Origin of the sequence: Coleofasciculus sp. E2-BRE-01 (assembly GCF_040221695.1) — a bacterium.
GTDB lineage: Bacteria > Cyanobacteriota > Cyanobacteriia > Cyanobacteriales > Coleofasciculaceae > Coleofasciculus.
In genome coordinates, this window is sequence record NZ_JAVKEA010000182.1 from 1 (window position 1) to 21411 (window position 21411).

Sequence of the window (21411 nt, forward strand, 5' to 3'; positions counted from 1 at the left end):
GAACGAAAAATAGGGCGTTTCGGCTTTTAGAAGTTAGTTTGACCGAACCGAATTCTGTACGGTTTTCCCCCCTTGTCTTCTTTCCTTCCTTGTCCTCCTTGTCTTGTCCCAACCATAAAATAAAAAACCTACACCTGTCAGTACCCCCCTCCAGACGCGCCTGCTCATAGTTTGCCACAGCGCGATCGCGAGTTCTATATAGTAGGTTGGGTTTCGCTATCGCTCTACCCAACAGGTTCTCTTCTCTAGTTGGGTGACTCTTCATTGGACTTTGCCACAGCGCGATCGCTAGACCATTGATGCAGTAGGAGTTAGACAAGGATTGTCGCCCTAAAACAGCTAACTTGGGTCTGTCAATTGCGCCTCAAGGCTATAAACTGAAGGATGCATCAAGATTAAGACGATTTTATTTAAGCTGTGCGAAAAATAGTCATTGCCGGTAACTGGAAAATGTTCAAAACTCAAAGGGAGTCCTCTGAGTTTTTGCAAGAATTTATGCCCAAGCTGAAGCAAACGCCCCCAGAGCGGGAAGTTGTTCTGTGTGTTCCCTTTACAGACTTAGGAGTGATGTCCAAAAATCTGCACAATAGCCGGGTGCAGCTAGGGGCGCAGAATATCCACTGGGCAGATGAAGGCGCTTTCACCGGGGAAATTTCTGGTCCCATGTTGACCGAACTCGGCTTGCGTTATGTCGTTGTCGGTCACAGTGAACGACGTCAGTACTTTGGTGAAACGGACAAAACCGTGAACCAGCGCCTCCTCGCCGCCCAGCGTCACGGGTTAATTCCGATTCTTTGTGTCGGTGAAACGAAGCAACAACGGGATAAGGGAGAAACGGAATCTCACATCAGCCAGCAACTTGTAGAAGGCTTGGTGGATGTGGATCAGCAGCAACTGGTGATCGCTTATGAACCGATCTGGGCAATTGGCACAGGGGATACCTGTGAAGCCGCAGAAGCCAATCGGATCATGGGTTTGATTCGCTCTCAACTGAAAGTTGCGGATGTACCAATTCAGTACGGGGGTTCGGTCAAGCCGGCGAATATTGATCAGATTATGGCGCAACCTGAAATTGATGGGGTGCTAGTTGGCGGAGCCAGTCTTGATCCGGGGGGATTTGCCCGAATTGTCAATTATCAGTAGTTCATGGGTCATGGTTCATTAGTTAGGGTTCATTTGTCGAAAAAACAGATCGATGCACAAATCGATGATATGACTTGCTTCTGTTCGGGAAGCGAGTATGACAAATGACATAAGACGAATGACAAAGAACAAATGACAAATGACAAATGACAAATGACAAAGGACAACTAACCATCCGAGAACGTTCTTTCTGTTGGGGAGAACGTACCTACCTCATGGGCGTTTTAAATGTGACGCCGGATAGTTTTAGTGATGGGGGGGAGTTTAATACCCCAGCAGCAGCTTTGGCACAAGCTCAACGGCTGGTCGAGGCGGGTGTGGATATTCTGGACATCGGCGGGCAATCAACCCGACCGGGGGCTGAGGAGATTTCGGAAACCGCAGAACTTCAGCGTGTACTCCCTGTGATCAAGGCGGTGCGTTCCTCCCTGTCTGTTCCGATCTCGGTGGATACTACCAGAGCCTCTGTCGCCAAAGCAGCGGTGGCGGTAGGGGCGGATATTGTCAATGATATTTCCGGTGGCACGTTTGACCCGGATATGTTTCCTGTGGTTGCCCAATTGGGTGTGCCAATCATTTTGATGCATATCCGGGGAACCCCCCAAACCATGCAAAAGCTGACCGATTATCACGATCTGATCGGCGAAATCTACGAGTTCCTAGAGGGTCAAATTCGGGTGGCTATCAACGCGGGAATTGTGCGATCGCGCCTGATCATTGATCCGGGGATTGGGTTCGCCAAAACCGCTGAACAAAATATACAACTGCTGCAACAACTTGCTGCTTTTCGTTCCCTCGGTGTGCCTATTTTAGTCGGCGTGTCTCGCAAACGTTTTATTGGTCACATTCTTAACCAACCTGACCCCAAGCAACGAGTCTGGGGAACGGCGGCGGCTTGCTGTGCGGCGATTGCGGCAGGATCTGATATTCTCCGGGTTCACGACGTTGCCGAAATGCACGATGTCTGTCGGGTGGCTGATGCCATCTGGCGGTAGTAGACAATGCCACTGAGTTAAGAAAATAATTGTGAATTTTTGTAAAGAAATTTAGCGAAACCTTGCAAAAATCGCCCTAAAAACTCATAATTCTAATCTGACAGCGATGTATTAGAGCAGCGTCATCCCAGCTAAAGATCAACCTGGAGTACAGATAGCCTGATCAATCAATTGTTGTCAAGTCATCAAAAGCCGTATTTGAGTTAATGAAAAAGTACCATCAAACGGTAAAATAAAAATTGTTATTGACCTCTCTACTGGAGTTTGGATGAGCAATTGAAGCTAAGTGGAACAAGTGCGTTAAGTCAAAATGATAGAAGACGATATAACGTTCGTCTATCTAGAAAAACCTGAATAAAAAGCCTTGAAATTATGAGGCAAATCAAACCCTTCAATTGCCAGACAAGTCAATTCCCATGGAGTAGCCATAAGAGTCAAAAAGTCTTAGCTCTTATGAGTCTAAGCTAAGCGGTTGGCATCGTTCAGCCCAATGCCAAAACGCTAACAAAACTGATTGAGGTAGCATTTTACCTGTACAATCAGAAGTGGCAGACGTTGGCATCGTTTGTTTTCATCTATACTTTGGCAAATTTGTTAAGTTTTCTCTAAGAGACAGGAGTATCGCTAAATGTTCAGTTTTTTAAAATCTAAAAACAAATCGTCAGAAGCTCCGAAAAGCAAAAAAAGTAAAGACTACTTTTTGGAGCTAGACGATACGGGGGCAGCAAAAGCGGAACCGGAAGCGAAGAAACCGGAACCCGCTAAAGAAACCAAAGCTCCAGAAGCAGAAGCGAAAAAGCCAGCAGCGAAGAAGCCAGCAGCGAAAGCGGCTAAAGCACCAGCAGCCAAACCGCAAAAAGCTGCACCCCAAGCGACGCCAGCAGCAGCTAGCAATGGCAAAGCCGAGCCTCAACCGGGACTCACCTTTGCACCAAACAACTTATTGCCACTCAAAACCAATAGTAGTCGGCGGCGTCCAGGTCCGAGTATGAATAATTTCCTAGAGATGGCACGTCAGGTGCAGCCTCCTCGCTCATAAGCGATTTCCTTTGGCGGTGCAGATTGTAGAGACGTTGCATGAAACGTCTCTACATTAATTATTTTTCAGAAAAACCAGTCCACTGTATAGTTCAAAAGCAGAATCCCAAAGGCTTTCTTGACGGCGAAACAAGTCAATGTGAGCGGGTAAACGAGTCAGCATTTCTTTGTAATCGAGAGCCGTTTCAGCAAAATTGGTGAAATCTGACCAAACAGGGGTTTGAGGACGTTGGCGGTTGAGAAAATCCCGCAGCTTATTCCAGTTGATTCGATTAGTTGTATGGCTTAGGGAAGATGGGGATTTTCCCTGAGTTGGGTGATTTTTGGGCTGGGGGGATAGTTCAATTCCCTGTTGAAATTGATAATCGCGATCGCATAAACGCAGGATAGTTTTTCTCGTCGGTAAATGCAAGTCGCAAAACTGGGCGTAGTCTTGGGTTTGAGTCTTACGCTGTAATTTACCACGAGCGTCAACATCCACCACTTGTTCAAAAATAGGTAAGCGTCCCTCCACCAGTTGACTCACTTGGGACCACTGGAAGGGGAGGGAACCCAGTTGACCTTGATCATTTTCGCAGACAACGGTAGCTTCTTGAGAACTGACTTGGGAAAAATAATGAACCCTAAACACATTTAGGGATTGAATCTCCGCCAAAATTGCCCAAAAACAGGGAACTGAACCCTGCTTGAGGGATGACGCATAAAATTTTAATTCGCCAATGGGTCCAACTCGATACAACCGCCATCCCCGTGTCGGGAGTTGTAGGCGGGCAGTATAGGGATCGATTTGCATAATCTTCGCCAAGGTTTGGGCGGCAGTGGGTTTGGCTTCGGGTTCAATGGGTTCGAGGACTAAAATACCGAATTGAGTATTTTCGGGGTCAGCCGTGGCTTGGGCTAAGGCTTGGCGGCGTTTTTCCTGTTCCATGGCTTCTAAACGCTCCAATCCCTGACGCGCTTGGGTCATGACTTTAGGATGCGTGGTATTTTTAAGTAACTTGCGGTAAGCCGTTTCTGCGGCGTCTAGCTTACCTGTGGCTTCGTGTAAACGTCCGATATAGAGTCGCACCCACGGGTTATTAGGGTCTTCCTTGGCTAACTGTTTAAGTAACCGAGCCGCTGTGCGGTAGTCTTTTTGTTTAAAGGCATTCGTAACTTGGTCAAGCATGATTTTGTCATTTGTCATTTGTCATTTGTCATTTGTCATTTGTCATTTGTCATTTGTAAAAGATTGTCACTTTTGTGTCTCTAAACTAGCAGCAATTAAAGAAAGAGCCATGAGGGGGGCGGTAACAGCGCGTAAAATTCGGTGTCCTAGGGAAATGGGTTGAAATCCAGCCGCGATCGCTTGTTCGATTTCTTGGGGTGTCCAGCCGCCTTCGGGTCCTGTTGCAATGGTGATGATAGGGCGTTTTGACCCTTCGCTGCGTTCATCTGGAACCGGGTTTTGAATGTAGGGGTTGGTTTCACTATGATCGTTTGTTGTCACCCTGATGTTGCTAAACCCGCCCTCATCTCCCTTATTTTCCCCATCTCCCTGATCAATAACCTCTAGCTTAGGTAAGCAATTTAACAGATGAGGAACGTTACCCCGTGCGACACAAATATAGCGGTGGGTGGTGGAGTCGATAACTTGTTTAATAGCTGAGGTAAAGTCCAAGGGATCAACAATTGTGGGTACAATCTGACGTTCCGATTGTTCGGCGGCTTCTTGGGCGATACGTCGCCAGCGTTCTAGTTTGCGGGGACTGGGGTTGAGAATCGTGCGATCGCTCTTAATTGGTATGATATCGGTTACACCGAGTTCGGTTGCAGCGGAGATAATATCCTCAAATCCACTCCCCTTGGGCATCGCGGCGATTAGGGTAATTACATAAGGTAATTCGGTTTGGATGGGGATCGATTCAATAATTGTCGCCTGGGTTAGGTTCGCCATTAACTCACTCAACCACCAGTTTCCCTGTCCATCCATGGCAATAAAGCGATCGCCTTCAGTCAGTCGCAAGACTCGCACCAGGTAATGCTGTTGGCTTTCGGTGAGGAGAATCTGTTGGTTTTGTCGTTGCGTGGGTGAGATGACTAACCGTTGCAGGTTCATAGTTGATTGGTCATGGTTCATTATTCATAGTAGATGTAGCAAACTAAAGACGGAACCATGAATTTTTTACTGGGTTGTGCCGTTTGGGCGTATAAGGGTTGGATTGGTGAGTTTTATCCGCCGAAGAGTCCAGCAGGGGAATTGCTGCATCTGTATAGTCAACGGTTGAGAACCGTTGAAGGCAATACCACATTTTACGCCATTCCCAGTTCAGAAACGATCGCGCAGTGGAAATCCCAGATGTCACCGGGTTTTCAGTTTTGCCCTAAATTGCCGCGATCGCTCACTCATAATGGATTCTTGAAACCCTCAATTTCAGATGCGTTGGCGTTTTTGCAGACGATGCGAGGGTTAGGAGAACATTTAGGTCCAGTGTTTGTCCAACTTCCCCTCAGCTACGAACCCGCATTCCTAGAGGATTTAGCCGCCTTTCTCGAAGCATGTCAGAAAACAGAGGCTGCGATCGCACTAGAAGTACGTCATCCTGATTGGTTTGAACAACCCCACGCCAGTCATCTGAATGAATTATTAACCCAACTAGGAGTCGGGCGAGTGTTATTGGATAGCCGACCTGCTTATAGTCACTCAACTCATTATAAAACGCCATTAGATGTTCGCAAGCCAAGACTCCCTGTGCAACCTGTGGTGACAGCAGAATTTAGTTTCGTGCGGTTTATTAGTCATCCTGATCAAGAGGTGAATCAGCCATTTTTCCAAGAGTGGGTAAACTGGGTGGATCAGGAGTTAAAGTTAGGGCGACAGATTTATTTTTTCGTTCACTGCCCCATTGAAGACTACTCTCCAGCTAATGCGCGACAGTTTCAGCAATTATTGGAAGAAAATGGTGTACTTATTCCTCCGTTACCGTGGAATCAGATTGATCACTCACCCATACAATTAAGTTTGTTTTGACAGGAATGGATATATAAAGAAGGTAAAAGTACCCGCTGAAACCATATCACCTTGAATCCTGGTGTAGGGGCGACCCGCTTGCACAAATCAACAACTGTATCTACTCAATGTGATCGGGTCGCCCTTGACTAAGGTTGATATTACAGTACTTTTCATGTTTATGGAATACACAATTGTATTCACTTGCTTTGCGGCTCAAGCCTTGTCTGTAGTCCACTAACTTGAAAACCGCTTTAAAATCCTTTGCTGATTTGGGTTTCCTTGCGTCAACCCAACCGACAACCTATTTTAGTTTCGCTGTTATAAGACAGGTTAAAACATAACTTAGTATGAGATACTCCCTGGCGATCAAGCTTCAATGACAACTCGTAAATTGCCGCGTTTCCGGACAACTCGACAGGCAGTTGCTCCACTAGATCGCTCAAATTCCAAATCTAATACGGTTTGCCCAATTTTTAGATTTTGCAGAGACAAATACTGCACGGATTCCGGTAGAGTAGGATGAACAATTCGCAAACAATTCCTGGGCGTATCGGGTACTAAATTAACCATCACCTGTAGGAGTTGAAAAATCGTTCCCGTTGCCCAGGCTTGCGGCGAACACGCCACAGGATACCGCACGGGTGTGCTATTGGGGGTGCGTTCATAGCCACAGAAGAGTTCCGGTGGACGATAATAGGGTTGTTGCACCGTCATGTCGATAATACCCTGAGCCACCTCTAACGCCTGATCCACTAATCCGAGCGATCGCAATCCGGCAATAATCATCCCATTATCGTGATGCCATACTGATCCGAGGTGATAACCCATGGGATTATAGGCGGGAGATAAGCTACTCAAGGTACGAATCCCCCAGCCACTAAACATATCCGGCGCTTGCAATCGTTCGGCGACATTGTGTGCCTTGTCTTTTGATAAAATATCCAGTCCTAGACAATGCCCCGGATTAGAGGTGATACTATCCACAGGCTTGCCCTTACCATCCAACGCCAAGGCACAATAACCGCGATCAGGGAGCCAAAAGTCGCGATTAAAGCGGGTTTTCAGGGCTTGGGCTTCCTCATGCCAACGTTCTGCCAAATCTAACTGCTTTTTGCTACGCGCAAGCTGACTTAAGCGCATTTTCGCCGCATAAACATACCCTTGCACTTCCGCCAGCGTAATAGCCCCTTCCGCTAACTTGCCTTTGGCATCAACGATACAGTCTCCTGAGTCTTTCCATCCCTGATTCCGAAGTCCCCCCTTCGACTTGCATTCATAGCTTATATATCCCGTCTGCTGACAACGGCGATCAATCCAATCCATCGCCGCTAAAGCATTATCCCATAACCGATCCAACAGTTCCTGATCATAAGTCCAGGCATAATAATCAGCATAGAGCATCAACCACAGCGGCGTGGCATCGACCGTACCATAATAAGGCGTGTGGGGGAGTTCGCCACAACGAGCCATTTCACCCAGACGCAACTCATGGAGAATCTTACCGGGTTCTTCTTCCCGCCACTCGTCGTCAACTTTACCCTGATACTCCGCCAGGGTAATCAGCGTTTGACGCGCAATCCCCGGATCGAGGATCAGCGTTTGGGTTGCAGCAATCAGGGAATCCCGTCCAAATAACGTGGAAAACCAGGGAATCCCAGCACAGAGAATCTTACCCTTGCCAAAGGTTTGACCTAAAAGATAGATATCCTGTTCAGCGCGTTCAATAATCTGGTTTAAGACTCGATTATCCGTGCGAATCCGAGTCACACCCTCTCGCCAATCCCGCTCCTCCATCGCCTCAGCCGCGATCGCTTGTTTTAGGGTTGTCGGCGCGTTCACCACAGAAGCTGGACGATTGTCAACAAAGGGCTGTAAGCGATACCCAAATTTCTGGGTTTCGTGAGAATTCAATTCCAACCGCCAAATTGCCGTATATCCCCTAAATTCATCAGGCTGATGGTGATAAAACTGAATTCGAGACTCCATCAACACCTGATCCAATCCCTGATAGGCTAAGGTAAGTTCGCCCGTTTCCTCAACCAAGGATTGTATATCGCAGTCCAAAGCATTATCCTCTTGAGGGATAACCTGTCGCATTAAAGTCCCTATCTGCTGACGGAGATAACCGCGAATTTGGAATAGATCGGCAAAATCGGCATCAAAACTTAAACTGAGTTCAAACTCAACAGGTTGGGTACTATAGTTGGTAATCTTCAGGTCTTCAAACAGTCCACCCTGTAGTACAATATTGCGTTGAATGCCAATCGTTTCCGCCGGAATACGTCCCTCAACATAAGGATTCGCACAGAGAACCGAAAGGGCAAAACCCCGTCCGGCTGTACTGCTGAGTAAAATGGGAGAGAGTCCCTCAATCTGTAAATCTAGGTGACTGAGAAACCGACTATCTTGACAAAATAACCCCAAGCTTTTGTCCGATTCGTCATCAAGACATCCGGTAATATTGCCTAGGGGATCAGTAATCAAGAATAGGTCGTCATCTTTCATCGTAAGTGTCGATTGGAGTCGTTTTGTCGTCCTGCATTGCAACTCTGGAATCGGCACTTGTTCAGCCGGTGCAAAGGTTCTACCGTTGAGTTCCAGGATAGTTAGAACTGTTGCTGTTTTGTCGTTCTGGGTATCTGTATCAGACATAATTGAAAACCTAAATATCAAATATCAAATATCAAACGTCAAACATCACCCATCCGTCTTCGTATTTTTAGGGGTTCGTAGGGACTCTCGCCTTCGCGCCCAAATTTTTTTGTACCGTTTAATTATCATCGCGAATGCTTCGCCCAGTCAACGGGCTGATTAGGTGAGGGGCGGGTTTAGTCAAATTTCGGAAAAATGCCAAACAGTTATCTGTAAAACCCGCCCCTACAGATTGTTTCCTGCTGCGACTTCTACCTTAAGAAACTTGCATCAATTCCTCCTCGACATCAACAGTCGATTGACTCAATCCCTCTGAAGGAACGTACAAGATGCAGGGATTCTGCACATCTGGCACGATTGTACTCAGAGAACCCGCTAATCGGCGACGGTAGATATCACTCAAATGCGCCGCCACCCGATTCCAACTCAATGCCGAGGCTGTTACATCCGTTGTCTGTCGTTTCAAGCGTTGCGCCAACACTTCATCCACTAACACTCGATGAATCGCCTCAGCGAATGCCGCTGCATCCCCTGGAGGGACTAACAAACCCATTTCCCCTGGCACAATGGTAAAGCGTAATCCGTCCACATCCGAGGCGACAATGGGTATCTTATACGCCAGTGCAGCGATTGTGCCTGATCCAAACGGCTCATATCGACTGGGAATAATGCAGACGTCGGCGGCGGTGTAGTAGAGCCAGTGTTGATCTGAGGGAACAGATTCAATCAGAATAACCTGTTGCTCTAGCTCAAATTGGTGAATCCATTGCTCAACTCGCTGTCTCGCCTGGGGATTGGCATCAGGACTAACAATCACGCAGCGCAGTGAATTTATCGTCTCTGCTGGTGTGCGATCGCGGTATAACTTCAGCGCGGTTATCAGTGTATCAATCCCTTTACTGGCATTAAGCTTACCCACATACAGCAGCACCTGTTCATTGACACCAAGCCCCAATTTCGCTTTCGCGTCTGACTTGGACATCCTGGGGGATGGTTGGGCGCTAAAGCACCAATCTGGTGACATAATAATCACTTGATCGACTTCTGGTGTGATCCGATTTTTGCTAACCCCATGATTTTGAGCCACTGAACGGATCTTACTGCCTTGCAGCTTATCCGTTAACCAATTGGTGTGGATTAATTGAATTGTTGTCGATTCTTTTAATTTCAACCCCACTTGAGCCGATAGCCAATCCTGGGTATGAATCAGAGGATAGTGGGTTCCTTCTTTGGCTTGAAACGCTTGAAAGGCTTTGACAAATTCAGGCAAGTATTCAGGGAATTGATCGCGACTTAGCGGCTTTTCTCCATTCACTGCCAAGTGGATGATACGACAGTGAGGTGCACTCCATTCAATCTTCGGTTGCTCAGGATGAGTTTGCGGAGTAAACCAATCGATTTGCCAGCCGAGTTTTGCCAGTGCTTGGCTAAGCTGATGAACAGGAGTTAGGCGTTTATTTTGCCCATCTTGACACGGCTGATTGACAACATCCTGACCCATGGAAAGCAAAGCCAGGGGTTGTCTATGAACGGTTTTGTTCATGATTCACCTCATTCCTCATTCAATTTTATCTGATAGCTTCTGTCGGGTGCAGAAGGTTTAACCTATGTCTTGAAACCTTCTGCCTTCTGCCATCTGCCTTCTATAAACTTAGCTGGCTAGAAGCGTGGGAACGTGCAGATGACCATTGTGAGCAAACCGTTCTGCTAGAATTTGGTTGTAGACGGCTTCGTATCCATCAACCATGTGTTTCACTGCGAAGTTGGTTTCAACATGTTCCCGACAGGCGTGTCGATTCAGTTGAGGTATTTTCGCGATCGCATCCACGCATTCATCGACTGTATCACAGAGGAACCCTGTCTTGCCGTGAACGATAATTTCTGGGGCTGATCCTAACGCCATAGCAATCACCGGGGTGCCAGATGCCATGGATTCAATCATCACCAGTCCGAAGGGTTCACGCCAGGTAATCGGGAATAGCGTCGCCACCGCACCTCCCATCAATTCATTTTTTTGAGCGTGATTGGCTTCACCCAAAAACTCAATTTGTTTACCATCAATTAAAGGTTCCACTTCCGCCTCAAAAAAGGCTCGATCTTTGGGATCAACCTTACCCGCTATTTTCAAATGGCATCCGGAACGCTTGGCAATTTCAATCGCTAACCTGGGTCCTTTTTCCGGGGATATGCGCCCAACAAACGCCAGATAGGGTGGCTGTTTGGGCTGAGAGTAAAATTTAAAGCGTTCGGGTGTGATCGCGTTATAAACCGTTGCCACATAATTCAGTCCCAACTCAGGGCGCTGCTGAGAATTGGAAATACTGACAAAATGTTGCTGACGATGCTTGGTAAAAATCTGCTCAACTAATGGCGAAAATGTACCATGAATCGTATGCACAACTGGCGTTTTTGTCAAGTTCGTGTATGGAAGCGCCGGGTAATCTACATGAGCATGAATCACATCAAATTCATTTGCCCGTTCAAAAACTTTGCTCAACTGCATCTGCTCATAAATGGCGTATTCTTGATGCGTTACGTCGAGAGAACGCAAGGCTTTTTCACATCCTGGCTCCAGTTTTGCCAGTGTCTGTGAATCCCCGGATGCAAACAAGGTTACCTCATGACCCCGACGGAGGAGTTCATCGGTGAGTAAACTAACCACTAATTCTGTGCCACCATAAGCTGGGGGAGGTACACGTTCCCACAACGGTGCAATTTGAGCAATCCGCATTTTGAAAATTTCCATTAAATTCCCATTTCAAGTGAGATGGAATGAAGAAACGTTAGTAATTTAGGGTTAATTAACGTGGCGCTGGTCACTTCAACAAGCGTGATCTTCGGATTCGCGACCTTCTGTTGTTAAGGTGTATAGAGCAAATTATACTCAGGGGGAGCTAGTTTTGCCAATTCGTGAATTCTACCCCTGACAGGTAGGGAAAACCGTATAGCCGATTTAGTCGTGAAGGTTTGTAATCGATATCCCTAGTGTAGCGGGCATAAAAATACTTGAGCAGCTTCGTAGATACGATGAAGCAGGGGGAGCAGAGGGAGCAGAGGGAGCAGGGGAAGCGGGGGAGATATTAGCTGTTCAGTTATTTTCACAACTATGCTGGTTATCTTCGAGAGCTAAAAACTGGTTCTTCCGGACTTAGTGTGCTAAGCTATCATTTTTAATCAATTAGAAGTCTGACCAAACAAGGACTGTAGCTTTTCATCGCCTCAAAACTCTCTTGAAATCCGGGTAAAAATAGTTAAAGCTATTGCTGTCCAATATTTGAGCAAATCAAACTAGCAATTTAGCACACTAACTACGAAAGACCCGTAAAGATGTAACCACATGACGAAGCTCTAACCCTTCACTGCCATAACAAACTTTAGTAACCACTCTTCTTTGACGACTCCATGACCTTTCAGTTTGATAAGAAATAGAGCGAAACCAAGTTGCGTTTGGGACTAACTTTCTTACCTCTTCTAAGTCTTCATCTTTAGAAAAAATGCTATCCATGCAATTTGAATCAGGGCGGGTTTGGTTGTTCAGGTTGTGATATCATTTACGGTCAAACACCCCTAATAAAAACGCATGAAACCCCTGTTATTACAGCATTGCAATTATGGGAAATCCTACAGTAATTCTAGTCCTGAAGTGTTTCTATGGTCACGGTTAATCCTTGCTCTTGAAGCAAATTAAGAATTTCTTGGGCATTTTCGCGGCTACTAAATAATCCCACTTGCATCATTAATTTGCCATTGTAAGATGTACGAAATGCCCCAGGAATCAGCGATCGCACTAAGGTTTGCTGATCATCAGTTGCGGCGGCGACTAATACCCGATAACGCCCTTCCGGTGCGGTTTCTGGGGGCGGTTCCTGGGGGATGGCGGATGGGTTGTTGCTACTGAGTACAGGAATAGAATCCCGGCTAGGCTTCTCTGGAGAATTAACCGTGATATCTCCCATCTCGGCTTCAGGTGTCGAGGTGGCTGGTATAGAATTATCAGGTATCGCCGTCTCGGTTGGCGAGGGGACGGAAATATCGATGATCTGGGGAACGGTTGCGGCTGGTGTCGCTGGGTTACTTGGGTTCTGTTGAGACTGGAGACTGGCGGGAACCGGAAAAGACGCGGCGGAAATGGGGGAGGTTGAGGAGGATGCGCCTGTCTGATCTCCGGCTGCGGGTTGAGTCTCAGTTGATTCTGGGGGATTCGCCACTGATAGGGAGATAGTTGTCCAGTCTGAGGGAAACGTGGTGGGAAGGGTTTCTAACTGGGAGATAGTCGTTTCCGGTTCAATAATGGGGGAAACGCTTTCAGGAGTTGGGGAAGGATTCGCGGTAGTTGCAACGGGTTCAGATACCGATTCGGTTTCGGGAATACTCGTAGTCGTGGGGGATTCAACCGAGGTTGTGGGACTGTTGCGATCTGCGCTTCGCAGCGGCGTTTCGCCATCGCCACTTAATTCCAAAGTAACGTTTTCCCGATCAATAAACACATTTTCCCGCACATCTGCTTGTAATGTCCCCGCCACCAGAATACCGTCGCCACCATTGTTATAAAAGTAATTGCTGCGAATCGTGGGCGCACTATTGCCTTTCACCACAATTCCGGCGCTGGTATTTTCCGTAAATGTATTATCCACGACTACTGGCGAACTGGATTCAATCCATAACCCATAGCCTTGAGGATTGGGATTGGTAATCGTCACCCCCGTTACCGTGGCGGGGTTTGCTGCCAGAATGGTAATATTCTGCTGAGATGCGGTGGGACTCTCAAACATGCCCCCCCCTTGAATGATAATATTCTCCCCTCTGGTGCGGGGATTTCCTTGCAACGTGACGCCATCGGGCAAAATTAAAGGAAAGGTTTCACCCGTTTGAGAACTATAGACTCCCGGCGTTAATCGAATCACCGTATTCGGTTGCGCGACTTGTAAGGCTTTGGCAATGGTTTTGAACGGGGAATCCATATTACCATTACCATTAATATCATCCCCAGTTATGGGGTTAACCAACCACACTTGGGTGTCTTGTTGATTTTTGACAACAAGGTGCTGAGGATTCGGTGTTAACTGTGCTACAGCTTCCAGAGGAGTCAGGGTGATGCAGCTAAGAGAAACCACAGCGATCGCGCCTATCCTAAACCGGATTGGGCGTAGGTGGTGGAACCATTGAATTAGGTAAGGCTTAACCATCTGCTGCGGTATGAATCTGAAGCTATGTTTTGAGTTTACTGTACTCAGTTGCACTAGAATAGCTAATTAACAATGGTTCTACAATATTTAAATAATTCCCGATAGTTTATGAGTTACTCAAAACTCGGTCAACGATTAACAGCCACTACCCTGTTAGGATAAAAAATCATGTGGAGCAGTTGGCGATGAGCGGGTACAACGGTTGGATAGATCAAGAACCAGCAGTTTGCCGAATTTTAGATGCGAATTTAGACCGAGCCAGAGAAGGCTTACGGATTATCGAAGAGTGGTGTCGCTTTGGTCTAAATAGCGTCCAGATGGCGAGTGAATGCAAACAGATGCGCCAAGAACTCGCCCGTTGGCATAATTGCGAGATTCGCGCCGAACGGGATACGCCCGGTGATTTGGGGACGGAACTCTCTCATCCCCAGGAAGAACACCGCGCCAATATCCAACAGGTTTTGCAAGCGAACCTGTGTCGGGTTCAGGAAGCCTTACGGGTACTAGAGGAATATGGTAAGCTCTATAGTCCTAGTATGGGAGCCGCTTGTAAGCAAATGCGCTATCGGGTCTATACCCTGGAGAGTCAGTTGCTCATCTACCACCGCTATCAACGGCTGAAGCGATCGCAGCTTTATTTAGTTACCTCTCCCTCAGACCAACTCTTACCCACGGTAGAAGCGGCGCTACAAGGGGGACTGACGTTAGTTCAGTATCGGGAAAAGGGTGCTGATGATTTAGTCAAACTCGCTCAAGCCCAGAAACTACGCCAGATGTGCCACCATTACGGGGCATTATTGATTATGAACGATCGCGTGGATTTGGCTCTGGCAATTGATGCCGATGGTGTTCATTTAGGACAGCAGGATTTGCCAATCGCTGTCGCCCGAACACTCCTGGGACCCCATCGAATTATTGGTCGCTCTACCACAAATCCTGAGGAAATGCAACAGGCAATTACAGAAGGCGCGGATTATATTGGCGTTGGACCCGTTTATGAAACTCCCACCAAAGTCGGCAAAACAGCGGCGGGGTTAGACTATGTGCAGTATGCAGCGCAACAAGCCTCAGTTCCCTGGTTTGCGATCGGTGGCATTGATCCGAATAATATTCATGAGGTCTTAGGGGCGGGAGCGAAACGAGTCGCGATCGTGCGTGCAATTATGCAGGCTGAACAACCGACATTGGTGACTCAGTATTTTCTCTCTCAACTCACCAAAGAACAAAACCTGCGTCGTATTGAAGCTGGTACTCCTCAATCATGACCAACAATAATAATCAAATTACTCTACAAGTGAATGGTGAATCCCGTACCTGTGCGGCTGACACCAAATTGCCTCAGCTTTTAGAACAGCTTGACTTAAATCCACGCTTAGTGGCGGTTGAGTACAATGGCGAGATTCTTCACCGCCAGTTTTGGTCAGATACTCAGATGAAGGATGGGGATCAGTTAGAGGTGGTAACGATTGTCGGTGGTGGGTAGGGGAGCAGGGGAAGCAGGGGAAGCAGGGGAAGCAGGGGAAGCAGGGGGAGCAGGGGGAGCAGGGGACGAATGGCGAATGACGTAGCTTGCTTCTCGCGAAGGGAGTATAACGAATGACAAATGACAAATGACAAATGACAAATGACCAATGACCAATCGGTAATCTCCACTCTTAGGATGTTTCAGCTCATAAAGGGGAGCGGTACAGTAAAAGTGTAGTCAGTAATACCCATCCGGCTTGAGGTGAGTTGTCTGCCTTCATTCAGATTAAGGTGTTTGTGGCTAATGTCAGCCATGGAAAACTCACTGAAGTTGGAATAGTCCTAAATAACGTATGCGTAACCATCTTTTTTCAAAGATCAAACCTTTTTTAAAGTCTCTGCTTGTTGTTGGTCTCATTTTTACCTTAGTCCTGGGAAATGCCAGTGACGCTTTAGCCGCTCGTAGTGGTGGGAGAATTGGAGGCGGTTCCTTCCGCGCTCCCAGTCGTACCTATTCTCGCCCTGGTGGGGGTTATCGCGGTGGCGGTGGCGGTTATGGATATGGTGGGAGAGGAATTGGCTTTCCGTTTCTCTTACCCTTCTTCGGCTTCGGTGGTGTGGGGAGTCTGTTCGGAATTCTGATCTTTTTTGCGATCGCGAATTTCTTGGTGCAGTCTTTCCGGCGTCTGGGTGAAGGAGGCGGAAATGATGTCCCTAGCACCATCAATCCCAAGGTTTCCGTGGGACGCTTGCAAGTGGGTTTACTTGCCAGTGCGCGTGAGCTTCAGTATGAACTTGACAAGTTAGCTCAACAAGCTAATACCGATTCCCCTCAAGGACGAGCGCAAGTGCTGCAAGAGTCTACTTTAGCCTTACTCCGCCATCCAGAATACTGGGTGTATGGTGCAACCCAATCCCAGCAAATTGCTTTAGACGCCGCCGAAGCTCGGTTTAATCAGCTTTCCCTAGCCGAACGTAGTAAATTTGCCGAAGAAACCCTATCCAATTATCAGGGTCAACTTCGCCAAGGGACTGCTAAAGCGGCTGAAGGGGATGGAGCCTTGGTTGAATCTCAAGATCCGGGTGAATACATTATCGTTACCCTTTTAGTCGGTGTGCAAGGGAAGCTGGAATTACCCACCATCAATAGTTCCGATGACTTGCGTCAAGCCTTGCGTCAGATGGGTGGTGTATCGAGCGATCGCTTATTGGCAATTGAAGCCCTCTGGACACCTCAAGCCGAAGGCGATACGTTAACCTCAGATGATGTATTAGCAGAATATCCTGATCTGAAACTGGTATAACTCACCCGCGATCGCACGCCAAAGATGTAGGGGCGGGTTTAGGGATTTAAGGAGTAAACCAACCTCATACTCAACAACGAAACCCGCCCTGCTCTCAACCGCTAAATTAGTCAACCAACCTCACGCTCAACAACGAAACCCGCCCTACTCTCAACCGCTAAATTTGACCTTATCCCGGAAACAATTCGTCTCAGGGCGGTGATAAAACTTGAACCGCCGAGTTCGATAAAACCAAGTCAACTAACTGGTCAATTAAACGGTCTTGTTCGATTGACAAAATTGACTTTCCTTGCATAACCTCTTGAAAAAGCACCAAGGAAGACATAGAACTCAAAAAAATATAAGCAGTCAACTCCGGATCACGAATGTGCCAGTCTGGATGGGACTCAAAATACTGTTTCAGACTATGACGTTCTTCCCCAATAACCCGGCGGATAAACAATTGTGCTAAATGAGGAAAATGACCCGATTCGGCAATCAATAAACGTAGAAACGCCGCGTACTCTGGATTATTCAGTTTCGCCAGAAATGCCTCTGCCAATCTCCGTAACCCTACGGCTGGCTCATCTGACGGGTTAAAATTAAAATCAGGCTGAAACTGCTCACAGATGAACTGTTCCACCAATTCGATAAACAATCCCTCTTTTGATTGAAAATGATTGTAAATGGTATGCTTAGATACGTCTGCTTCAGCGGCGATCTGATCCATACTGGTTTCCCTATAGCCATGCTGGATAAAAAGTTGCATAGCGGCTTGGGCAATTTGCTCGCGTTTAGATGGTTTCATACATAATTCTGGAATGGTTTATTTGCTTGTCAGTTGCATTTCGTAGCTCAAAATTCCCCTCTCCTGCGTAAGATGAAAGGAGGGAGTAGGTTAGTCATTCAGGACTAAACAATATTTCAACTGATCATCGAGGATGTATAGCTATCGCCATCAAGGTTAGGACAGACTCAAAGGAACCCAATCAGCGATCATGTTTACTCATCCTCGATTTCCAATCCTCTTTAAGCGCAGTAACAGATGGACAAGGTAAAGGAGCAGGACGGAAAGGAAGCAAGTTTTCCATTTACCTTTTGCCCAAAAAAATTAACAGTTACTACTAAACTTGCAACCTGGTATGAGAGACTGGAGTCATGACACCCTTTACTAATATAGTATGCGAAATTTCGATGTTGTCGTAGTCGGCGCAGGTCCAGCCGGGGGACAATGTGCAAGGTGGTTAGCGAAATCCGGTTATCAGGTTTTGTTGGTCGAGCAGCATGAAACCTTTGAGAAAAATAATTTTTCCAGTGCGGCTACGCCATTAGAAACCTTAGAAAAATTTGACTTACCTGAGGAGGTTGTCGGCAGTTTTTGGCATAATTTGGTGATTGTAACCACCAATTTAACCCGAAATTGGGATGCTCCGCAAACCTTAGGGGCTGTCTTAAATTTCGCCAAGTTGAGACAATTTCTGGCTGATGAAGTTAAATCTTGGGGCGGCGAGGTTTGGCTGGGATGTCGATATGTCAGATGTGTCCAAACAGAAGGTGAGACGCGGGTTGAACTGAAGCCGCGAGGGAAGGAACCGATTACTGTCACCACCCAGGTGTTGGTGGATGCCACAGGACCCGCTAGGGCGGTTATGTATACTAAGGACAGCGAGAAACCTGCGTTTTTCAAGCCCTCTGGGATCGAATATTTAATTGAAGTCTCAGATGATGATTATGATAAATATGCCCATTCCCTCTGGTTTTTCTTGGGGCATAAATGGATGCCAAAAGGCTATTCTTGGATATTTCCCATGGAGAAGCCTCGGTTAAAGGTAGGCGCGGCATCGTATCGATCAGACCATAAAATTATTAAGCAGACGGAATCGATTCGATATTATATTGATTTACTGATTCACGAGCATATACAAGCCAAAGACTATAGGATAATCGATACTCATGGGTCAACGCTGCACTATTCCAGTGGACTGAGGGATATTTACTATCGCGATAATATTATTGCCATTGGAGATGCCGTATCCATGGTGAACCTTTTGGGCGGTGAAGGGATTCGCCATGCCATGCATTGCGCCGAAATCGCGGGCAAGCATATTCAGCAGTATTTAAAGGGTCAATCAGCCAGTTTTCAGGAGTATCAAAAAGAGATTTATCAGAAATTCTACCGAACTTGGAATTTATCTGAAAAAATTTGCAGGAAACGCTATTTGATTGAAAGCGACGAAAAAATTGATGAAGGGGTATCTTACCTGACGCCTCTAGACACTCAAGAGATGATGGATATTGTGTTTTACTATAAATTTAATAAACTATCCAAAAGTTTAATCGTTTACCTGATCCGAAAAATTCGCTCCTGGTGGAAAGCAAAATATGTAATGAAGTATAAATCATGACTGATGAGGCGGAGTTACTGAAAGGATGTATCCAACGTCACCAAAGACAAAGGACAAAGGACGAATGACAAATAACCAAAGCAAGTTAAACTATATGCAGTTTTCCACATTAGCCCATAAGTAACCATGCCCAGTAATCCGGTGTATCCCATCGTTTGGCGCGACGATCGCGTACTCCTAATTGACCAAACCCGTTTACCCCACAACTATACAGTGGTTGAAATTAAGTGCTGTGAGGATATGGCACGGGCAATTAGAACTATGATTGTCCGAGGTGCGCCAGCGATTGGTGTGGCGGCGGCTTACGGGATGTACTTAGGGGCGCGAGATATTAAAACGACTGATCGCGAGACGTTTGTCACGGAACTCGAAGAAGTTGCCAAACTGCTGCGCCAGACTCGCCCGACGGCGGTAAATCTATTTTGGGCGATCGCCCGGATGTTGAAAACTGCCCATGAAACCATTGGTTCAGTGGATCAGTTAAAAACAGCACTGTTAGTAACCGCCCAGGCGATTCAGGTTGAAGATTTAGAGATCTGTAAGGCGATCGGGGATAATGGGTTGGCAGCTATGCCCGCGACTCCAGAAAAATTATGTATTCTGACCTATTGCAATGCGGGTTCCCTCGCCACAGCAGGCTACGGTACAGCCTTGGGCGTGGTGCGTTCAACCTGGCGCGAGAAGCGGTTAGCCAGAATTTATGCCTGTGAAACTCGTCCCCGGTTACAAGGGGCAAAACTGACGGCGTGGGAATGTGTGCAAGAAGGAATCCCGGTAACATTGATTACCGATAATATGGCAGCCCATTGTATGCATCAGGGATTAATTGATGCGGTGATGGTGGGTGCCGATAGAATTGCTGCCAATGGAGATACGGCGAATAAAATTGGAACTTATAGTGTGGCATTACTCGCCAAAGCCCATAATATTCCCTTCTTTGTCGCCGCCCCTCTCTCTACGGTTGACTTTGACTTACCCACAGGCGATTTAATTCCGATTGAAGAACGCCATCCCTCCGAAATTTATCAAATCGGTGAGACAGTGACTTGTCCCACGGGGGTGGAGTTTTATAATCCAGGGTTTGATGTCACGCCAGCCGAGTTAATTTCAGCCATTATTACCGAAAAAGGGGCGATGCGTCCAGAAGAGTTGCAGCAATTTCGCGTGAAGCAATTGGCGTGATGGTTGGGTTAACCGGGATTTACTGGAAATGGTGCAAGATCATTGGTACGCTTGAGAACTTGCCACACTGAGAATAAATCCTAAGTAACCTTGAGGTAGGCAAGGGCAACAAACAATAACACGACTCGTTTTAAGCATTATAAATCTTGCCTACCCTACCTAAAATTACCTTGTTTGCCAGAAACAGCCATGAACGTCTCCCTTTTAGACAAACAACCCCAGCCACCATTAGCCGAAAAATTGGTGACTTTGCATGATATTACCTGGGAACAGTTCAAAGCGATCGAAACCCAATTACAGAATAATCAAGGCGTCAGGCTGACTTACTTATCCGGGGTAATGGAAATTATGTCTCCGATTGGGGCATTTCATGAAAATATTAAAAGCACTCTTAGCTTGCTGTTAGAAGCTTATATGAGAGAAAAGGGCATCCGATTTTACAGGCGTGGTGGATTTACGCTGGAATCACCTGGATATGCCTCCGGTACACCTGATGAATCTTACTGCATTGGTAGCAATAAGGAAACGCCTGATATTGTGATCGAGATTATCGTGACCAGCGGAACTATCGACAGACGGGATTTGTATAAACCTAGGCGGGTGTCTGAAGTCTGGTTCTGGAAATCCGATCAGATGAGGATATTCTCTCTGGGCGCTTCTCTAGAGTACGAAGAGGTGAATCGTAGTTCCTTTTTCCCTGATTTGGATAAGGCGCTGTTGTTACGCTACATTGAGTATCCCGATCAGTACGATGCCGTAAACGAATTTATTCAAGCAATCCGCAGTCGTTAAAGTGGCAACATACGAAAAACCTCAGCGCTTTCTGTGAAAGGCTGAGGACAAGTATCAGGGTGTATGCTTTCCTCCTTCAGGCAGAGTTATTTGGTTGATGACTGCATCTGGAGTCTTGCTACTTATTATATTGGCTCATAAGCTAGACGATCTTCTAGATCAGTTCTGACGCACTTTGCTCTTGATCTAAAACTGATCTTGACAAAAATGTCATTCATTATATTTGCTGCGCGAGAAGCAAGCTACTGGACTGACACAGCTAAAATTGTGGAATAGATT

The 21411-nt window shown here is 46.7% G+C and carries 18 protein-coding genes and 1 pseudogene; 10 read left to right on the plus strand and 9 right to left on the minus strand.

All coding sequences use genetic code 11. From position 1 onward, the window contains the following. On the minus strand, window positions 1-319 hold a 319-nt coding region (locus tag RIG66_RS22250), incomplete at its 3' end, for a hypothetical protein (RefSeq protein ID WP_446380907.1). 98 nt (window positions 320-417) lie between these two features. On the opposite strand from RIG66_RS22250, the gene tpiA reads away from it, so the two are divergent. From tpiA to RIG66_RS22265, 3 genes are all read left to right on the plus strand, one after another. After that, window positions 418-1143 carry a triose-phosphate isomerase gene (gene tpiA, locus RIG66_RS22255; RefSeq protein ID WP_446380908.1) on the plus strand — a complete coding sequence of 242 codons (726 nt, stop codon included), beginning with the start codon at window positions 418-420 and terminating at the stop codon, window positions 1141-1143. A gap of 146 nt (window positions 1144-1289) precedes the next feature. Then, window positions 1290-2138, plus strand: a complete 849-nt coding sequence (gene folP / locus RIG66_RS22260; protein WP_446380909.1) for a dihydropteroate synthase — start codon at window positions 1290-1292, stop codon at window positions 2136-2138. A 628-nt stretch (window positions 2139-2766) separates the two neighbouring features. Continuing rightward, the gene (locus RIG66_RS22265) at window positions 2767-3177 is read left to right on the plus strand and encodes a hypothetical protein (protein ID WP_446380910.1); all 411 of its coding nucleotides are present in this window, start codon (window positions 2767-2769) and stop codon (window positions 3175-3177) included. A gap of 54 nt (window positions 3178-3231) precedes the next feature. Here RIG66_RS22265 and RIG66_RS22270 read toward each other — a convergent pair whose 3' ends face one another. Both RIG66_RS22270 and RIG66_RS22275 read right to left on the minus strand, forming a co-directional pair. Further along, window positions 3232-4344 (minus strand): tetratricopeptide repeat protein, encoded by a 1113-nt coding sequence (locus RIG66_RS22270; protein ID WP_446380926.1) that lies wholly within the window; start codon window positions 4342-4344, stop codon window positions 3232-3234. A 66-nt stretch (window positions 4345-4410) separates the two neighbouring features. Beyond that, a complete protein-coding gene (locus tag RIG66_RS22275; protein WP_446380911.1) occupies window positions 4411-5274 on the minus strand; it encodes an RsmE family RNA methyltransferase in 864 nt (287 codons plus the stop codon). A gap of 57 nt (window positions 5275-5331) precedes the next feature. On the opposite strand from RIG66_RS22275, the gene RIG66_RS22280 reads away from it, so the two are divergent. Next, window positions 5332-6186, plus strand: a complete 855-nt coding sequence (locus RIG66_RS22280; RefSeq protein WP_446380912.1) for a DUF72 domain-containing protein — start codon at window positions 5332-5334, stop codon at window positions 6184-6186. Window positions 6187-6534: 348 nt separating this feature from the next. Here RIG66_RS22280 and RIG66_RS22285 read toward each other — a convergent pair whose 3' ends face one another. The 5 genes and pseudogenes from RIG66_RS22285 to RIG66_RS22305 form a co-directional block, all read right to left on the minus strand. Then, on the minus strand, window positions 6535-8820 hold the full coding sequence (locus RIG66_RS22285; RefSeq protein WP_446380913.1) for an amylo-alpha-1,6-glucosidase: 2286 nt from the start codon (window positions 8818-8820) through the stop codon (window positions 6535-6537). Window positions 8821-9076: 256 nt separating this feature from the next. Further along, window positions 9077-10363 (minus strand): glycosyltransferase, encoded by a 1287-nt coding sequence (locus RIG66_RS22290; protein WP_446380914.1) that lies wholly within the window; start codon window positions 10361-10363, stop codon window positions 9077-9079. A gap of 108 nt (window positions 10364-10471) precedes the next feature. Continuing rightward, a complete protein-coding gene (locus RIG66_RS22295) occupies window positions 10472-11551 on the minus strand; it encodes a glycosyltransferase family 4 protein (RefSeq protein WP_446380927.1) in 1080 nt (359 codons plus the stop codon). A gap of 591 nt (window positions 11552-12142) precedes the next feature. Next, window positions 12143-12322 (minus strand): annotated as a pseudogene (locus RIG66_RS22300) (transposase); the annotation flags it as partial. 130 nt (window positions 12323-12452) lie between these two features. Beyond that, window positions 12453-14006, minus strand: a complete 1554-nt coding sequence (locus RIG66_RS22305; protein WP_446380915.1) for a DUF1565 domain-containing protein — start codon at window positions 14004-14006, stop codon at window positions 12453-12455. Window positions 14007-14191: 185 nt separating this feature from the next. On the opposite strand from RIG66_RS22305, the gene RIG66_RS22310 reads away from it, so the two are divergent. From RIG66_RS22310 to RIG66_RS22320, 3 genes are all read left to right on the plus strand, one after another. Then, window positions 14192-15271: a thiamine phosphate synthase gene (locus tag RIG66_RS22310; RefSeq protein ID WP_446380916.1), complete on the plus strand. Its 1080-nt coding sequence runs from the start codon at window positions 14192-14194 to the stop codon at window positions 15269-15271. Next, window positions 15268-15489 carry a sulfur carrier protein ThiS gene (gene thiS, locus RIG66_RS22315; protein WP_446380917.1) on the plus strand — a complete coding sequence of 74 codons (222 nt, stop codon included), beginning with the start codon at window positions 15268-15270 and terminating at the stop codon, window positions 15487-15489. The genes RIG66_RS22310 and thiS overlap by 4 nt, the downstream gene beginning before the upstream one ends. Before the next feature lie 334 nt (window positions 15490-15823). Beyond that, window positions 15824-16774 carry a DUF1517 domain-containing protein gene (locus RIG66_RS22320; RefSeq protein WP_446380918.1) on the plus strand — a complete coding sequence of 317 codons (951 nt, stop codon included), beginning with the start codon at window positions 15824-15826 and terminating at the stop codon, window positions 16772-16774. Between the two features lie 190 nt (window positions 16775-16964). Here RIG66_RS22320 and RIG66_RS22325 read toward each other — a convergent pair whose 3' ends face one another. Next, window positions 16965-17561, minus strand: a complete 597-nt coding sequence (locus RIG66_RS22325; protein ID WP_446380919.1) for a TetR/AcrR family transcriptional regulator — start codon at window positions 17559-17561, stop codon at window positions 16965-16967. 373 nt (window positions 17562-17934) lie between these two features. On the opposite strand from RIG66_RS22325, the gene RIG66_RS22330 reads away from it, so the two are divergent. The 3 genes from RIG66_RS22330 to RIG66_RS22340 all read left to right on the plus strand — a co-directional run bounded on the left by RIG66_RS22330 (window position 17935) and on the right by RIG66_RS22340 (window position 21132). After that, window positions 17935-19158: an NAD(P)/FAD-dependent oxidoreductase gene (locus tag RIG66_RS22330; RefSeq protein WP_446380920.1), complete on the plus strand. Its 1224-nt coding sequence runs from the start codon at window positions 17935-17937 to the stop codon at window positions 19156-19158. 126 nt (window positions 19159-19284) lie between these two features. Beyond that, window positions 19285-20340 (plus strand): S-methyl-5-thioribose-1-phosphate isomerase, encoded by a 1056-nt coding sequence (gene mtnA, locus RIG66_RS22335; RefSeq protein WP_446380921.1) that lies wholly within the window; start codon window positions 19285-19287, stop codon window positions 20338-20340. Between the two features lie 189 nt (window positions 20341-20529). Beyond that, window positions 20530-21132, plus strand: a complete 603-nt coding sequence (locus RIG66_RS22340) for a Uma2 family endonuclease (protein WP_446380922.1) — start codon at window positions 20530-20532, stop codon at window positions 21130-21132. The last annotated feature ends 279 nt before the right edge of the window (window positions 21133-21411 follow it).

Excerpts from the sequence above, each read along its gene's own strand:
- mtnA (WP_446380921.1), top strand. The coding sequence starts at position 19,285 with ATGCCCAGTAATCCGGTGTATCCCATCGTTTGGCGCGACGATCGCGTA.
- RIG66_RS22305 (WP_446380915.1), bottom strand. The coding sequence starts at position 14,006 with ATGGTTAAGCCTTACCTAATTCAATGGTTCCACCACCTACGCCCAATC.
- RIG66_RS22320 (WP_446380918.1), top strand. The coding sequence starts at position 15,824 with ATGCGTAACCATCTTTTTTCAAAGATCAAACCTTTTTTAAAGTCTCTG.
- RIG66_RS22340 (WP_446380922.1), top strand. The coding sequence starts at position 20,530 with ATGAACGTCTCCCTTTTAGACAAACAACCCCAGCCACCATTAGCCGAA.
- folP (WP_446380909.1), top strand. The coding sequence starts at position 1,290 with ATGACAAATGACAAAGGACAACTAACCATCCGAGAACGTTCTTTCTGT.
- RIG66_RS22265 (WP_446380910.1), top strand. The coding sequence starts at position 2,767 with ATGTTCAGTTTTTTAAAATCTAAAAACAAATCGTCAGAAGCTCCGAAA.
- RIG66_RS22325 (WP_446380919.1), bottom strand. The coding sequence starts at position 17,561 with ATGAAACCATCTAAACGCGAGCAAATTGCCCAAGCCGCTATGCAACTT.
- RIG66_RS22280 (WP_446380912.1), top strand. The coding sequence starts at position 5,332 with ATGAATTTTTTACTGGGTTGTGCCGTTTGGGCGTATAAGGGTTGGATT.
- RIG66_RS22310 (WP_446380916.1), top strand. The coding sequence starts at position 14,192 with ATGAGCGGGTACAACGGTTGGATAGATCAAGAACCAGCAGTTTGCCGA.
- RIG66_RS22330 (WP_446380920.1), top strand. The coding sequence starts at position 17,935 with ATGCGAAATTTCGATGTTGTCGTAGTCGGCGCAGGTCCAGCCGGGGGA.
- RIG66_RS22270 (WP_446380926.1), bottom strand. The coding sequence starts at position 4,344 with ATGCTTGACCAAGTTACGAATGCCTTTAAACAAAAAGACTACCGCACA.
- RIG66_RS22290 (WP_446380914.1), bottom strand. The coding sequence starts at position 10,363 with ATGAACAAAACCGTTCATAGACAACCCCTGGCTTTGCTTTCCATGGGT.
- thiS (WP_446380917.1), top strand. The coding sequence starts at position 15,268 with ATGACCAACAATAATAATCAAATTACTCTACAAGTGAATGGTGAATCC.
- RIG66_RS22285 (WP_446380913.1), bottom strand. The coding sequence starts at position 8,820 with ATGTCTGATACAGATACCCAGAACGACAAAACAGCAACAGTTCTAACT.
- RIG66_RS22275 (WP_446380911.1), bottom strand. The coding sequence starts at position 5,274 with ATGAACCTGCAACGGTTAGTCATCTCACCCACGCAACGACAAAACCAA.
- RIG66_RS22295 (WP_446380927.1), bottom strand. The coding sequence starts at position 11,551 with ATGCGGATTGCTCAAATTGCACCGTTGTGGGAACGTGTACCTCCCCCA.